Below are 14,546 nucleotides of genomic sequence, written 5' to 3' on the forward strand. Positions count from 1 at the left end.
GTCGTACCCCAGGGCAGCGAGCAACGCCCCGAAGGAACCGTTGAGTTCGTAGCAGAACCCGCCCCGCCGCGCGCCCACCACCTTGTCCAGCAGCCGCTTCTCCTCCAGCACGATCTCCTCGCCCAAGTGGATCGAGAGGTTCTCGAACGGCACGGTCTGCAGGTGACGCAGGTGCAGCTCGCGCAGCGCGTCGACCGTGGGCCACGCCGGGTGCTCGACTCCCAGCCGGCGAAGATAGGCATCGACCTGTGGTGAGTTCATGCCCTCAGTCTCGCGCCACGCTCAGCTCTCCGCCCCCTCCCACGACCGCGAGCGCGCCGTCCCGGTCCGTCCGCAGCACGGCCGCGCCCCCGTCGGTCAGCGCCGCGACCGTGCCGGGCGCAGGGTGGCCGTACGCGTTGTTCTCACCGCATGAGATGAGGGCAAGCCGTGGGGCGACCCGGCCCATGAGGCCCGGGTCCTGGTAGGCCGAGCCGTGATGGGCGACCTTCAGCACGTCCACCCCCTCCAGCGCCTCTGCCGCCGGCGACCGGGCAAGTGCCCGCTGCGCCGGGGGCTCCAGGTCCCCGAGGAGCAGCAGGCGCAGCCCACCGGAGCGGACCAGCATGGCGACACTGGCGTCATTCGGCCCCTCCGGCGCAGGAGGAGCCGGAAGCGCCTCGGGAAGCACCTCCGGAACCGTCCCCGGGGGTAGGTCCGGCGGCCTCGGGGGCGGCCACACGACCTGCCATGCCAACTCCCCCGCACGTCGCTGCTCCCCGGCCGCTGCCCGCGTCACGGGGATCCGCCGTGCCGCCGCGAGCCTCCGTACGAACGCGGCCTGGTCCGCGGGCTCTTCGAACCCCGTCGTCTCGATCGCGCCCACCGCCCGCCCGCGCAGCACCCCGGGCAGGCCCGCCACGTGATCGGCGTGGAAGTGGGTGAGTACGACCAGCGGGATCCTGCTGATGCCCAGTGAGCGCAGGCAGTGGTCGACGAGCCGCGGGTCGGGTCCCGCGTCCACCACCACGCCCGTCCCCTCGCCCGCCGCGAGCACCAGGGCGTCGCCCTGCCCCACGTCGCACATCACCAGCCGCCAGCCCGGCGGTGGCCAGCCCGTGACCACCCGGGTCAGCGGCGGCGGCTGCACCACCACCAGCACCAGCAGCACTCCGCAGACCCCGCACCACCAGGGATGCCCGAGCAGTCGCCGTCCGACGAGCACCACCACGAGGGTCACGGCCAGGAGCAGCGCCGCCCCCGTCCACCTGCCCGGCCAGTCCACTCCCGCGCCCGGCAGCGCCGCCCCGGTGCGGGCGATCTGCGCGATCCACTCGGCGGGCCAGTGCGCGCACCAGGCCAGGGCCCGGGCCACCGGCATCGCCACCGGTGCCGTGGCCAGCGCCGCGAAACCCAGCACGGTCGCCGGCGCGATCGCGAACTCCGCGAGCAGATTGCAGGGCACCGCCACCAGGCTCACCCGCGCCGACAGCACGGCGACAATGGGCGCGCACAGGGCCTGCGCGGCCGCGGCGGCGCCCAGCGCCTCAGCCACCCCCGGCGGCACCCCGCGCCGCCGCAGCCCGGCGCTCCAGCGCGGCGCGAGCGTGAGCAGGGCACCGGTCGCCACGACGGACAGCAGGAACCCGTAACTCCGCGCGAGCCAGGGGTCATACAGCACGAGCAGCAGAACCGCCGTCGCCAGCGCGGGGATCATCGATCTGCGGCGGCCGGTCGCCAGGGCGAGCAGCGCCACGGCCCCGCAGGCCGCGGCCCGCACAACGCTCGGGTCCGGTCTGCACACGACGACGAAACCGAGCGAGAGCGCACCCCCGAGCACCGCCGTCCCGCGCAGGGAGATACCGAGCCGGGGCGCGAGCCCCCGCCGCTCGACGTGCTGCGCCAGACCCGGGGGCCCGAGCAGCAGCGCGAGGAGGATCGTGAAGTTGGCTCCGGACAATGTCGGGTAGGCACTGTTTTCGCTAGGCTCGGGTCATGCCGATCGCGCCCGAGTACCTGCACATGGTCCACCCGGACACCACGTTCGACGCCCTCCTCTACGGCCGCGCCTCGCGCGACCCGAGGAAGAAGGGCCGCTCCGTCGCCGACCAGATCGCCACCGGCCGGGAGATGTGCGAGGCCTTCAACTGGCCGATCGCCGAAGTCTTCGACCAGGACGTCGACCGCAGCGCCAGCCGCCACGCGAAGCGCAAGCGCAGGGACTTCGAGGCTCTTATCGAGGCGATCGAAGCAGGCCGCGGCCGGATCGTCGTCGCGTTCGAGGCGTCCCGCTACTACCGCGACGTCGAGGCGTACATCCTGCTGCGCAACGCGTGCATGAACAACAACGTGCTGCTCTGCTACAACGGGCAGGTCTACGACCTCTCCAAGCGGGAGGACCGCAAGGCGACCGCGATGGACGCCATCGCAGCGGAGGACGAGGCCGAGGGCATCCGGGACCGCAACCTGCGCACGACCCGGGCCACCGCCAAGAAGGGCACCCCGCACGGCCGCATCCTCTACGGCTACGCCCGCCGCTACGACCCGGACACCGGTGAGCTGATCGAGCAGTACGCACACCCGGACCGCGGCCCGATCGTCCTGGAGATCTTCGAGCGGATCGCCGCCGGCGAGACCGAGTATTCGATTGTGCAGAGCCTCCGTGAGAAGGGCGAGCGCCTGCCGGGTATCAAGTGGGACTACTACCACCTGCGGACGATGCTGCGGAACCCGGGCTACGCCGGGCAGCGCGTGTTCCAAGGGGAGGTTGTCGGCAAGGCCACATGGCCGGCCCTCGTGCCGCAGGAGTTGTTCGACCAGGTGCAGCAGATCGTCAGCAACCCTGCGCGGCTGACGACCAAGGATTGGTCGGTGAAGCACCTGTTGTCGGGGATCGGGCGGTGCGGGGAGTGCAGTCACCATCCGCATCTGAGGACGATGAAGACTCGCCGTGGTGCGCGCGCGTACCAGTGCTCGGAGGGCTATCACACGATGATGCGTACCGAGTTGCTGGAGGGCTACGTCGAGGAGGCCCTGTTGGGCTGGCTCCGCACGCGGGCCGCGGATGCGTTCCGTACGGACGAGCAGCAGGCTCGGGCCGCCAAGGCGCGGGTGCGGCTGAAGGCCTTGGAGGCTCAGCTGGAGCAGGCGCGGGAGAAGGCTGAGACGTTCGACGAGGAGACGGGTGAGCCGAAGCTGTCGCTGGAGTCCTTCGCCCGGCAGGAGGCCAAACTGCTGCCGCTGATCAAGCAGGCGAAGCAGGACACGGAGGTTGTGGAGGCGCCCCCAGTCGTACGGGGGCTGATCGCTGCCGAGGATGTGGAGGATCGTTGGGAGGCGTTGACGGTTGAGCAGCAACGCGCGGTGGTGCGGGCCTGCGTGAACGTGCGGCTGAACCGGGCACGAGCCCGTGGTGTTCGGTCGATCGAGCCGGGCCGTATCACGCTCGTGTTCGCGGGCGAGGAGGGGTTCACGGCCCAACTACGCCATGTTCGCGTGAGCGCTCACGCGAAGGGGAGGGCGCCTGCGTCGGGAGCTTCTCCGGGAACTGGATGAGGTTGCCCGGCTCGGGCTCGGGGGCGAATTTTCCACCCTTGATCATGAGGAAGGTGGTTTCCATCGTCTCGGCGACCAGTTCGGCCTTGCGCTCCTCGAACTCGACGAGCATCGCTTCGCGTTCGGCGATCAGCTGCGCGGCGATGCGCTGGCGTTCGCCGGCCATGTCGCGGTTGAGGCGGGCCTGTTCGTTTTCGAGGGCGGCCTGCGAGGCTATGTAGCGGTGGTGCGCTTCGCTGGCCTGGCGTTGTGCGTCGGCCAGAGCCCGGCGTTCGTGGCTGGTGTCGACTATCCAGCGTCGAATGGCCACAAGGGCGTTGAGGACCAGGGCGGTCATGATGAGGCACGCCCCGCCGATGGAGCGTGCCGTGTCGTTGTGCAGTATGCCGTAGAGGATCGCGGGGAGACCTCCGAGCATTGCCACTGCTGCCGCTACGTTCGTGGCTCGCGAGCCGCCCGTGAAGTCCATTCGCACCCCCGTGTCACATCTGCGCTGCTGCCTCTCCGTGGTCGGTGCCGCGCTCGGGGTTGTCTTCGAGACGCTTGAGACGGTCAACGGTTCGGAAGAAGACCTCTCGCCCAACGTCATCACTGATCCCAAGTCGGTCAGCAGCTTCCTCTGGAGTGAGTGCTGAGCCTACCTGCGACCGATCGCTTTCGGACAGTGACTGGAGCGCTTCCTGTGAAAGTAGGCCTGCCTCAACTAGCAGAGTGCCCAGGTAGAGGCCGGTGACGTCAGCGATTCCCTGAAAGAACCGACTATCCGGTATGGCCTTTCCCTGCCACAGGCGGGTGACGGTGCTGTCCGTCATGCCGGTGTCTTTTGCGAAACGCGCTTTCGCTCCATGGCCGGTGTAGCCGGCGCGTACGGCGGCTGGCACGACGACGTCGCGGAATCGCTGCGCGCGCGTCGGCTCTGGGGGGGCGGTCATGTCCCGTCACTTTACCTCCCTAGATAGGGAGTAACCAGAAACTCCCTCACGCGCAAGAGTCCCCATCAGGCCAATCACCTGCGTCAATGCAGCTCACTCCAGTTGACGAACAGACGTTCGATGCCAAAACGACTCCTCCCTGTCCCGCAAGCTCCCTTGCTAGGGAGGGATTTTCATGGCAGAGTCTCCCTCGTGAGCAAGGAACCCCCTGCTACCAGCAGCGACACCCACGAGAGGAGTGAGTACGTGTACCGCCTGAACGTGGCCAAGCTCCTCGAAAAGACGGCAGCGCACGGCGACACGACCGGCTGGAAGATCTACCGCCGAACCGGGATCTCCGAGTCCTCCGTCTACCGGTACCTCAAGGGTGAAGCGCAGCCTGACCTGAATTCGGCGATGCGCCTCTCCGAGGCATATGACCTGGACATTCGCGAGGTCATGGAGCGAGTCCAGATCGAGGCCGCGGCATGAGGGCGGCCGAGCGTCGCGCGCTCCTCGGCGACGACGTGATCGCCCAGATCCGCGAACGCGTGGCCACCACGCCGGAACCGCCGACGGACGTCGTAGACGCCCTGCGCCCGATCTTCGCGCGCCCCGCTCGCCGCCGCGTCACCGAACGCGTGCCGGCGGCCGACGCCGCCTGATCCCCCTGAACGCGCCGAAGGGCCGCCCGCTTGTCCGGCTCGGCGACCCAACGACCGGCGCCCCTACAAGAACCGAAAGAGAGGCCCCGATGGCCACATTGTTGCAGAGCAGCAGCAGGGTTCTCCCGCTGCACCAGGCGCCGCAGGCGCGGCCGACGACCGTGCCCGGCGCGTACCGGGCGGCGGCTCGGCTGCTCGCCGTGAACGGCCTGTATCAGGGCGACTTCGTGCCCGACGCGATGAACCGGGAAATGTGCATCCCGCACGCCCTGCGCCCGATGTCGATCGTGGCCGCGCTGAAGTGCGTGACGACCGGCGACCCGCATCGCACGTCGCTGCTGGCGGACGAGGCGATCGCCGTGCTGGCGCTGCGTCTGGAGGTTGACGGTGAGGGCCCGTTGTTCGGCGGGATCTTCGACTTGGAGGCGCACGTCGACTCGTGGGGTGACGTCGAGGGACGGACCACGGAGTCGGCGGTTGCGGTGCTGGAGGCGGCTGCGGACGCGAACGAGGTGTCGGCATGAGCGACACGCAGCGCAGGCAGAGCCTTCTCGCCGCGCACTCGGCGGCCTTGTACGTGCAGGTCGTGTCCCCGGTCCCGCCGTCGACGGTCACGGTGGCGTGCCACACGTTCGCCCCCGGCGAGCCCAGCGTGGACGTGAACTTCCACATGGACCGGGACGGCGTGCAGCAGCTGGCCGAGGCGCTCGGAGTCGAGACGACGACCCGGCCGCACAGCAAGACCGACCCGCAGATGTACACCGTGGCGACGGCTGTGGTCGCTGGCATCCCGGTGAAGATCTGGACGCTTGAGGACGCGCCGGAGGTGACGCCGTGAGCGCCCCGCTGGTCGTCAACACGCGGGATGGCGTGTGCTGGACGCGCCGCACGGTCACCTCGGGTGGGATCGCGTTGTACGCCCCGGAGAGTGTGCGCACGTGCCCGGACTTCGTCATGGCGACGCTGGCCGAGCACGGCATCGCCGGGTCGGCGGACGCGCTGCCGGTGCCGGTGGGCTCGGAGCCGCGCGACCTCGCGGGGACGTTCGGCCCGGACGAGAAGCCCGAGGAGCGGCAGGCCCGTTGGGAAAACGCCGCGTGGGCGGCTGGCCGCACCGTCGACCGCAACGCTCTGGCCGTCTACATGGTCGTCGCGGACGCCGAGCAGCAGAAACTGGCCGACGACTGGGCCAAGAGCGTGGCGGCGGGCGACGAGGAGCAGCGTCGGCTGCGGGCCCGCGTCGCCGAGCTGGAGGCCGCGCCGACCACCGTCTACCGCGCCGAGCACCCGGACTCCGGGATCACCCTCGGCCACTACGGCACCGACACCGCCGCCCGCGCGCACTGCGAGGCGACGGAGCGCCGGTCGTGGCCGACGGGCACCAGCCTCTCCTTCGACTGGATCGAGGACGAGGACGACGGCGTCGCCGAGCTGGTGGTCACCGCCGGACAGAACGAGGAGTCCACCACCGGCTACATCGTCACCGCGATCGAGGTCCCCTCCGAGTACGACGAGGAGGCCGACGCGTGATCGCCTCCCTGTTCTTCCTCGCCTGCCTGGCCCTGTACGTCCTCGGCTCCATCGCCGTGGTGAAGGGGTGCGAGCGATGACCCCTCGCCCGTACGACTCCGACGACGAGCCCGAGATGGACATCGCGGACGAGGTGGCCTACGCGGACACCGGCCGCCCGTGGGGCGCGTGGACCGAGGGCGGTGAGGGCCGGTGAGCGTCTCGACGTCCAGCCGTGAGCAGCGTCTCGCGCAGCTCCTCGACACCATCCGCACCCACGGCGGCCGGTGGACGTCCGGCCGCGTGCAGGACCTCCGTCGCCTGACCGGCGGCCCGACGCAGCGCGGCACCGCCAGCCGCGACCTGGCCGAGCTGAACCGCCGGGGCCACCTCAACCAGCACGGGCCGGAAGACGGCCGCTTCTACACCCTCAAGACCAGGAAGGACGGCGCCCTGTGACGACCGTCGTGCAGGCCGGGGCTCAGGCCCCGGCCGCCGGCCCGGCCCCCTCGTGGCCGCCGGACTGGGACCGCGTCCTCGACACCGCTATCCGCACGTGGGGCGGCGAGTGGACCACCGCCCGTGTCCAGCTGCTCTTCAAGGCCCGCTACGGCCAGGGCCTCCACCGCGCGGACGCCCGCGCGTACCTCTCCCGCCGCGCCCACCAGGGCGTGCTGCGCCTCCACAACCGGCCCGACGCCCGCTACTACACGCTCCGGAAGGACGTGCGCCCATGACCACCACGCCCAAGCTCACCGAACAGCAGATCGCCTCGCTCGCCCGGCTCCGCGAGCCGTTCCCTCCCGCTGAGATCCGCTACCTGCCGCGCGTCTGGTGTGGCACCTGCCGCGACATGAAGGGCGCGTGCAAGAGCCACCAGCGCGTGAAGTGCCAGAAGTGCCGCAACAACATCAGCTCGGCGCACATCGACCTCGCCTACGTCGGGCACGCCGAGGCGACGAACCGGCTCCTCAATGTCGACCCCGCGTGGGGGTGGGAGCCGGTCGCGCTCGACGAGAGGGGCCTGCCGCAGCACGACCAGAACGGCGGCCTGTGGATTCGCCTGACGGTGTGCGGTGTGACGCGGCTCGGCTACGGCAACGCCGAGGGCAAGCGGGGCGGGGACGCGGTGAAGGAGATCATCGGGGACGCGATCCGGAACGCTGGCATGCGGTTCGGCATGGCCCTGGATCTGTGGACGTCGTCTGATCTGGAGATCGCGGAGCACGGCCCGAAGGACACACCGGCCGGTGCGGAGCCGGAGCCCGAGCACCAGCCGACGCCCCCGCCGGCCGCCGCGAAGCGGTCCCGCCCGAAGCCCGCGGCCGACCCGGCCCTGGCCGGGGGCCCCCGGCCAGGGGCGATGCCGCCCGCCGGGGACGCCGAGCGGCAGGGCGCCCTCGACGCGATGTGGGCCGCCGCCCGCGACGCCAACTTCGCCGAGGGCCTCCCCGCACAGTTCGCCGACTCCTTCGGCCACGCCATCGAGCAGGGCACCGCCGCCGAGTTCAGGCAGGCCACCGCGCTCATGCGCGGCTCCGTCGCCGCCTGACCACCGCACGCACCACGGGCCGCCCCGCGGCTATCGGGGCGGCCCACCCCAAGGAGTAGCACATGAGCTTGAAGGACACCGCAGCCCGCGCAGCAGTCCTCTCCACCCTCCACGACGCCATCGGCGCCGAGTTGAAGACGGCGAAGAAGGAGCTGGAGGACGGGCTGAGGGCCGCGAAGGCGGAGACCGGCACCCAGAAGATCAGCGTCAGCCTCGACGAGGGCCCCGACGTCGGCACCATCAGCCTCGTCCAGCCCAAGGCCGCCGCTGCCATCGCCGACGTTGAGCAGTTCACGGCCTGGGTGATGGAGCACTTCGGGACCGAGATCGAGCGGAAGTTCGTCACCTCGGTGAAGCCCGGATTCCAGAAGAAGATTCTCGACCAGATCACCGCAGCTGGAGTCACCGAGTGGGCGGACCCCGAGACGGGCGTCATCCACGAGGTTCCGGGCGTGACGATGCAGGGGCGGGCCGCGTACACGCGGATGACCGTGCCGGATGTCGGTAAGGCCGCGATCGCGCAGGCGTGGCGTGAGGGTCGTCTCGGCGGCACTGTCCCGTCGGCCATCGCCCCGGCCCCACCGGCGAACGACCCGAGCGACGGCGAGGCCGAGAAGCTGCGGAAGCGGGTCGCCGAGCTGGAGGAGCGCGACGCCTGGCTGTCCGCGCTGGAGGCCGCGGGCGTCGACAACTGGGAGGGCTACGACAACGCCCGCGAGCTGCGCGGCGGTGACGCGTGAGGGGCCGCCGGGTGCGCCGCGCCTGCCGGGCTCTGCGGCAGATCGTCGCTCCGGCCGGCGCCCACCGTGCCCCGCGCGTCGTCGAGGAGCCGGTGACCCTCGCCGAGCTGATGCGCCCGACCGAGGTCGACGACTGGGCATGGTGCCCGGCCGAGAAGCAGGAGCGGCTGCACGCGTTCGGAGGCCGCACCCGCACCTGCTGGACGTGCCGCTGCGAGACACCCACGGCGGTGCCCCGTGGCTGACCTGACCCTGTTCACCCCCGAGGTTCCGGCCGCCACCACGGCGGCCGGGCCCCGGCCCTACGTCATCGAACTCCCCTCCGGGCTGAAGCTCCTGAACGCCAACCGGTCGCTTCACTACAAGGACCGCATGAAGCTCACGGCCAAACTGCGCACCGCAGCGCGGGAGGCCGTCAGCGAGTGCCCGTCCCTCCTGGACGCCATCGACGCCGCCAAGCCCGGCTTCCCGTTCCAGCGGGCCCACATCCTCGGCGTCGTCCACCCGAAGGACAACGGCCGCCGCGACCCGGCCAACTGGTACCCCAGCTTCAAGGCCGCCGTGGACGGACTCGTCGACGCGGGCCTGTTCGAGGACGACGACCACACCCGTGTGCTCGGGCCCGACATGCGGCTCGGCCCCAAGCGGAAGCGCGAGCAGCTGGTCCTCGTCGTCCGCGGCCTGGCCCCCGGCGAGGACCCGCTCGGCTACGAGGCGGTGACCCGATGAGCCCCCGCCCGGCGAACGCATCCCGCGCCGACATCATCGCCATGCTCCAAGAGGGACACAGCAACAGCCGCATCGCGGGCGAACTCCGCGTCGACAAGCACCGCGTCCGACGCATCCGCGAAGAACTCGGCCTGCCCGCCTACGTCCCCATCGAGCAGACCCGCACCATCGAAGAGAAGTGGAAGCTGTACGCCCGCCCCGTCGATGGCGGCCACATCGAGTGGACCGGCGAACGCGTGGGCGCCGCAGGCACACCCGTCATGCGGTACAAGGACGGCACCTACAGCCCGGCCGCCATCGCCTTCGAGATGCAGCACGGACGGCCGCCGCAGGGCTACGCCATCGCCGACTGCGGACACAAGCGCTGCATCGCCCCCGACCACGTCGACGACGAGGCCGGCCGCCAGGCCAAACGTCAGGAACTCCGCCGCTCCAACGGGCTCGACGACCGGCAGGACACCTGCCCGTACGGCCACGACCACAGCACGCACGGCCGCCTGGAGCGGGACGGGCGCCCGTACTGCGAGGCCTGCAAACGTGAACGCAAGGCCGAGCCCGAGGCGCAGCGCGAGGTTCGCGCCAAGGCGCGGGAGACCCTCCGACGGGACATCGAGACGTTGCTCCGCAAGAACATCCCGCAGATGCACATCGCCAAGCAGCTCGGCGTCGCCCCGGCCACCGTGCAACGCACCCGCGAGGCGCTCGGACTCCCGGCTCCGCGATGCGGGCCGCGCGAGCGGTACGGCTCCCTCGCGGAAGCGTTCCACGCCAACACCGAGGCGATCGACGACGGTCACCTGCGCTGGAAGCGCAGCACGCCGCACGTGTGCTACCGCCAGCAGCGCATCCCAGCCGCCCGCGTCTCCTTCGAACTGCATCACGGCCGGCAGCCGGTCGGCCCGGTGCTGACCGGCTGTGGGATGGACGGCTGTGTCGCTGGCGGTCACCTGGAAGACCGGCCGATGCGGGAGGCCAACAAGCGGGCCGACAAGGCGTTCGCGGCGATCTTCGGAACGCCTGCATGAACGGCCGGGTCCCGAAGCCCTGCGACATCCCCAACGACTAGCACGACGGGGAGGTCCGCTTCTACCTCACCGGCTGGAAGTGCGACGCGCATTCGCCGTGGGCCGTGAAGGGACTGCCGCGACCGGCTCCGGGGCCCGGCGCCATCTACACCTACCGCGCCGCGAGCGCGGACCACGACCACGAGAACGGACAGGCATGACCACCACGACTGAGCACCGCAAGCTGACGCAGGCCGAGCTGGTTGCCGAGGCCACCGAGCGCTTCGGCGAGGACCCGCTCAAGTGGGCGTTCCTCTGCCCCTCCTGCGGCGACATCGCCGACGGGGCGGACTTCAGTGAGGCCCTCGCGGCTCATCCGCGCAAGCACCGCACCGGCGCCGACGTCATCGCTTCGGACGTCGTCGGTCAGGAGTGCATCGGTCGCACCCTCGGCGCCCTGGAGAAGGGCCGCGGCAAGTACATCGGCCGCGGCTGCGACTGGGCTGCCTACGGCCTGTTCGGCGGCCCCTGGACGATCGCCCTCCCCGAGGGCCGGAGCATGCACGCCTTCCCCCTCGCCCCGGCCGCCTGACCACACGCCCCAGCACCACCGATTCCGAAAGGCACAGCCCATGCCCAAGCTCCACAAGGACGCACAGGTCGAGGTCAAGCTCGACGCGACCGCCGGCCTCGTCGAGGTCGCCCTGTCCGACGAGCAGCGCCGCCAGCTGTTCGAGAACCCCGGCGAGACCATCGTCGCCATCGTCGAACTGTCCTCCGTGCAGTACACCGGGCACGCCAAGGGCGAGGAGAAGCAGCCGCAGGTGAAGCTGCGCGTCACCGGCTGCGAGGCCGCCCGCGACGACGAGGAAACCGCCGCCCTGCTGGAGGCCAAGCGCGCCATGTGGAGGGCCCGCCGCATGGACGGAACCCTCGACGAGATCGGCAACGGCCCCCGCAAGGCCGGGCACCTCCTCGACGCCTCGTTCGCGGGCCACCCCACCGAGGCCGAGTACCGGCAGGCCGAGCGGGAGAAGGAAGAGCGCCGCCGCGCCGAGTTCGTCCGCTGACCGAGCTCCGCCCGGGGCGACGACTCCCGCCCCGGGCGGCACCGCCGGAACGGTTCACCACCCGCACTGAGAGAAGCCCGAGTTGAGCACTGACGAGCAGGCCCCACCGAGCGGCAGCGTCCCCAACGCCTACGGGAACGCGCTCGCTTGGAAGTGGGTCCCCAGCATGCCGGCCGCGCTGAAGCGCGCGCACGTGCACACGCTGCTCTACGCGCTCCGCTCGATGGCCAGTGCCTCAGGAGAACTCCGCTTCGGCGACCGCAAGCCCATGCGTATCAAGGACATTGCCCGGGCGGCCGGATGCGACGAGAAGGACTGTCGTGACCGCCTGGAGGCCGCGATCCGCGCCGGGGTCGTGAGGGTCGCTGGAGAACGTCGCCGGGGCCGCTCCGCCCTGTACGTCATCCTCCCGACCCCGTTCCCGGATTGGGCCGCCGCGGTCGCCTACCTCGACGGTACGAAAGCTGCTCGGGAGGAGGCTCGGCAGCAGCGCGCGGCCGGGCGGAAGGCTGCCCCGTGGACCGAGGAGAACGGGGGGCGGTCCCCCGAACTGGACGACACGGAGAACGGGGGACCGCCCCCCGAACTTACCGACGGTACGGCCGAAGAAGAACGGGGGACCGCCCCCCGAACGAGAACGGGGGACCGCCCCCCGAATGGTTCGGGGGACCGCCCCCCGAACAACCCAGGGGGGTTCCCATGGGGTTCCCAAGACGGGGCTGAGGGCGGTTTCCAACCTCAGGTGGTTGGGCGCTCCGGTGATCAAGCCGAATCCCACGAACCACACCGCGACGACCAGGCGCCGCCGAACCCCGACGACTTCGATACCTGGCACCGCTGCCCCGGCTGCAACCGCCGGATCATGCCCGACCCCCAGCGGCCCGACCGCCGAGTGCACGCCCGCTGCGAGCCCCTGCTCGCCACCACCGACCACGGAAGGCACAGCGCATGACCACCGCCGACCAGACCGAGCACGACCGCCGCGAGCGCTACATGGCCGCCCTGCGGGACGCCGACCCCTACGCCCTCGTCGAACGCCGCGACGACCGGGCCCGTCTCGCCGACGCCGTCATGGCCGTCGCCGACGCCGAGACCACCGACCTCCGCGCCCTCGCAGCCGATGCCACCGAGTACCGCGTCCCCGTCCCCGACAACGGCGGCACCACCCTCCTCGTCCGCCGCCAGAACCTCGCCCACGGCACCGGATGGGCCGTCAGCATCCCCGCCTACGGAGGCGGCCGCGCATGGACCACCGAGGGATGGCAGGAGTCCATCAGCGCCCTCACCGTCGACCGCCTCTTCTGCTGGCCCGACGCGCCCACCGCCATCACCGAGGCCCGCCGCGCACTCACCGCCTGACCAGCACCGCCGACCAACCGCCCAACCACCAACCCCCGGGGAGCGCACATGACCACCCCGTACGAGCGGCTCATGCAGGAAGCCATCCCCACCCGACCACCCACCAAGCCACCCCACGAACCCTGGACACCCGGAGAACAGGCACAACACGTCGCCGACCTCCTCGAAGCCCTCAACGGCTGGCACGACACCAGCGAACGCGCCACACGCGACCGCCAACGCCACCAGCCACGCCACCTCCGCCTCATCCACACAGACCAGCCAGACGCAGCCTGAGCCCGGCGCGGACATCCGGTTCCGCCCGTCATCGCGCACAGACGGCCCCCACAGCGCCCCGCAGCACTCCAGACGGCCCGGGGGGTCGCCGTGATCGTCCTGAGCCCCCCAGCGGGCACACAGCCCCTCCCCGCCGCCACTCCGCCCACCAGGAGCCACACCGTGACCGACCAGAACCGCCAGGCGCTCACCACACTGGCCAATCTCGGCATCGCCACCCACCGCCTCGACCAGATCCGCGACGCCGCTCGGCTCCACCGGCAGCAGCTGATCGGCACGAGGGAGCTGTACGCGGTGATCGAGACCGACGGGCAGACCCCGCCCGCAGACCTGGCCGCGCTCCGCGACCGCATCGCCGCCGCGATCTACGAGCGGAACAACCCCGGCCACCGCTGGGCCGACGCCCACCCGGACGATCTCGTCTGCTACGGCAACGACGCCGACGCAGCGATGACCGTGCTGCCGCCGCCCGTGCCCCGGGCCGACGTCCTGCTGGGTGCTGCCGAAGTCGAGGCGCGCCCCGCCCTGAACGTCCGTCCGCTGCCCGCCGAAGCGCTCACCGCCGACGAGGCGTTCGTGGACCGGGCCGCGTTCAGGGCCGCCGTCCTCCGCGAGTTCCTGTCCCAGCTCGACGAGCGGCTCCTCGGGTGCTGTCAGGAGTGCAATGCCTGCGCGGCCATCGCCCGAGACCTCGCCGCCGAACTGGCCATGGCCGACGAGGCGCAGCCCGGCACCGAGGCGCCCACCAACCCCAGCTGGCCGCGACGGGCGTGGGATCTCGGCCTGCTCCACAAGGGCGGCGACCCGCACCACTGCCCCGCCTGCCTCAAGCAGCCTGAACCGCCGAAGGACTTCGTCTGTCCTGGCGCGGAGGCCAATGCCGCAGTGCTGGCCAACCCGCAGCCCGCCGCCGGGGCGCAGCAGGACGGGGCGCGACCCGCGCCGAAGCCCCTCCTCACTCTCGCCACGCCCTGCGCCGTCTGCGCCCACCCGTACAACTGGCACCAGGGCGGCGTTTGCCAGGCCGGCGCCGAGACGAACCGCTGCGGATGCATCGCTTTCGCCGCGGCAGAGCAGCAGGACGGGGCGCAGCCGTGATCGCCGTCCTCGCGTTCGTCGCCCTCGTCGTTATCACCGCCGGCCTCCCCCTCGCCCACTGGTCCCACAAGCTGTGGAGACTCCGGTGAACCGCCCCCG

General features: G+C 71.2%; 21 protein-coding genes and 1 pseudogene. 18 read left to right on the top strand and 4 right to left on the bottom strand.

What is annotated here, in order from left to right; genetic code table 11:
• The coding region (locus tag C1J00_RS23980) for an arylamine N-acetyltransferase family protein (RefSeq protein ID WP_146046244.1) at positions 1-261 on the bottom strand (261 nt) is incomplete at its 3' end.
• A 4-nt stretch (positions 262-265) separates the two neighbouring features.
• A pseudogene (locus C1J00_RS23985) lies at positions 266-1,939 on the bottom strand (ComEC/Rec2 family competence protein); the annotation flags it as partial.
• A gap of 35 nt (positions 1,940-1,974) precedes the next feature.
• On the opposite strand from C1J00_RS23985, the gene C1J00_RS23990 reads away from it, so the two are divergent.
• Positions 1,975-3,534, top strand: a complete 1,560-nt coding sequence (locus C1J00_RS23990) for a recombinase family protein (protein ID WP_102911124.1) — start codon at positions 1,975-1,977, stop codon at positions 3,532-3,534.
• On the opposite strand, the gene C1J00_RS23995 is transcribed toward C1J00_RS23990, so the two are convergent.
• Entirely contained in the window at positions 3,449-4,003 is a 555-nt protein-coding gene (locus C1J00_RS23995; RefSeq protein WP_146046245.1) for a hypothetical protein, read from the bottom strand. The genes C1J00_RS23990 and C1J00_RS23995 overlap by 86 nt on opposite strands.
• 13 nt (positions 4,004-4,016) lie before the next feature.
• A complete protein-coding gene (locus C1J00_RS44745; RefSeq protein ID WP_146046246.1) occupies positions 4,017-4,346 on the bottom strand; it encodes a hypothetical protein in 330 nt (109 codons plus the stop codon).
• 312 nt (positions 4,347-4,658) lie between these two features.
• On the opposite strand from C1J00_RS44745, the gene C1J00_RS24000 reads away from it, so the two are divergent.
• The 17 genes from C1J00_RS24000 to C1J00_RS24075 all read left to right on the top strand — a co-directional run bounded on the left by C1J00_RS24000 (position 4,659) and on the right by C1J00_RS24075 (position 14,447).
• Positions 4,659-4,937: a helix-turn-helix domain-containing protein gene (locus C1J00_RS24000; RefSeq protein ID WP_245936478.1), complete on the top strand. Its 279-nt coding sequence runs from the start codon at positions 4,659-4,661 to the stop codon at positions 4,935-4,937.
• Positions 4,934-5,110 carry a hypothetical protein gene (locus C1J00_RS45420; RefSeq protein WP_180989671.1) on the top strand — a complete coding sequence of 59 codons (177 nt, stop codon included), beginning with the start codon at positions 4,934-4,936 and terminating at the stop codon, positions 5,108-5,110. The genes C1J00_RS24000 and C1J00_RS45420 overlap by 4 nt, the downstream gene beginning before the upstream one ends.
• Positions 5,111-5,199: 89 nt before the next feature.
• Positions 5,200-5,634: a DUF6197 family protein gene (locus C1J00_RS45425; RefSeq protein ID WP_180989672.1), complete on the top strand. Its 435-nt coding sequence runs from the start codon at positions 5,200-5,202 to the stop codon at positions 5,632-5,634.
• On the top strand, positions 5,631-5,948 hold the full coding sequence (locus C1J00_RS24010; protein ID WP_102911128.1) for a hypothetical protein: 318 nt from the start codon (positions 5,631-5,633) through the stop codon (positions 5,946-5,948). Before C1J00_RS45425 ends, C1J00_RS24010 begins: the two co-directional genes overlap by 4 nt.
• Positions 5,945-6,640 (top strand): hypothetical protein, encoded by a 696-nt coding sequence (locus C1J00_RS24015; protein WP_102911129.1) that lies wholly within the window; start codon positions 5,945-5,947, stop codon positions 6,638-6,640. Before C1J00_RS24010 ends, C1J00_RS24015 begins: the two co-directional genes overlap by 4 nt.
• Before the next feature lie 192 nt (positions 6,641-6,832).
• The gene (locus C1J00_RS24020) at positions 6,833-7,078 is read left to right on the top strand and encodes a hypothetical protein (RefSeq protein ID WP_102911130.1); all 246 of its coding nucleotides are present in this window, start codon (positions 6,833-6,835) and stop codon (positions 7,076-7,078) included.
• A complete protein-coding gene (locus C1J00_RS45430; RefSeq protein ID WP_180989673.1) occupies positions 7,075-7,356 on the top strand; it encodes a hypothetical protein in 282 nt (93 codons plus the stop codon). The genes C1J00_RS24020 and C1J00_RS45430 overlap by 4 nt, the downstream gene beginning before the upstream one ends.
• The gene (locus tag C1J00_RS24025) at positions 7,353-8,171 is read left to right on the top strand and encodes a hypothetical protein (RefSeq protein ID WP_102911131.1); all 819 of its coding nucleotides are present in this window, start codon (positions 7,353-7,355) and stop codon (positions 8,169-8,171) included. Before C1J00_RS45430 ends, C1J00_RS24025 begins: the two co-directional genes overlap by 4 nt.
• Before the next feature lie 62 nt (positions 8,172-8,233).
• Positions 8,234-8,911: a hypothetical protein gene (locus tag C1J00_RS24030; protein ID WP_102911132.1), complete on the top strand. Its 678-nt coding sequence runs from the start codon at positions 8,234-8,236 to the stop codon at positions 8,909-8,911.
• Between the two features lie 11 nt (positions 8,912-8,922).
• Complete coding sequence (locus C1J00_RS24035; RefSeq protein ID WP_102911133.1) at positions 8,923-9,156, top strand: hypothetical protein; 234 nt, start codon at positions 8,923-8,925, stop codon at positions 9,154-9,156.
• Complete coding sequence (locus C1J00_RS24040) at positions 9,149-9,640, top strand: hypothetical protein (protein ID WP_102911134.1); 492 nt, start codon at positions 9,149-9,151, stop codon at positions 9,638-9,640. The genes C1J00_RS24035 and C1J00_RS24040 overlap by 8 nt, the downstream gene beginning before the upstream one ends.
• On the top strand, positions 9,637-10,665 hold the full coding sequence (locus C1J00_RS24045; RefSeq protein ID WP_102911135.1) for a hypothetical protein: 1,029 nt from the start codon (positions 9,637-9,639) through the stop codon (positions 10,663-10,665). The genes C1J00_RS24040 and C1J00_RS24045 overlap by 4 nt, the downstream gene beginning before the upstream one ends.
• A gap of 196 nt (positions 10,666-10,861) precedes the next feature.
• On the top strand, positions 10,862-11,236 hold the full coding sequence (locus tag C1J00_RS24050; protein ID WP_102911136.1) for a VVA0879 family protein: 375 nt from the start codon (positions 10,862-10,864) through the stop codon (positions 11,234-11,236).
• A 40-nt stretch (positions 11,237-11,276) separates the two neighbouring features.
• On the top strand, positions 11,277-11,714 hold the full coding sequence (locus C1J00_RS24055; protein ID WP_102911137.1) for a hypothetical protein: 438 nt from the start codon (positions 11,277-11,279) through the stop codon (positions 11,712-11,714).
• 948 nt (positions 11,715-12,662) lie between these two features.
• Entirely contained in the window at positions 12,663-13,073 is a 411-nt protein-coding gene (locus C1J00_RS24065) for a hypothetical protein (RefSeq protein WP_102911139.1), read from the top strand.
• 48 nt (positions 13,074-13,121) lie between these two features.
• Complete coding sequence (locus C1J00_RS24070; RefSeq protein ID WP_102911140.1) at positions 13,122-13,349, top strand: hypothetical protein; 228 nt, start codon at positions 13,122-13,124, stop codon at positions 13,347-13,349.
• 162 nt (positions 13,350-13,511) lie between these two features.
• On the top strand, positions 13,512-14,447 hold the full coding sequence (locus C1J00_RS24075; RefSeq protein ID WP_102911141.1) for a hypothetical protein: 936 nt from the start codon (positions 13,512-13,514) through the stop codon (positions 14,445-14,447).
• The last annotated feature ends 99 nt before the right edge of the window (positions 14,448-14,546 follow it).

Origin of the sequence: Streptomyces cahuitamycinicus (assembly GCF_002891435.1) — a bacterium.
Lineage (GTDB): Bacteria > Actinomycetota > Actinomycetes > Streptomycetales > Streptomycetaceae > Streptomyces > Streptomyces cahuitamycinicus.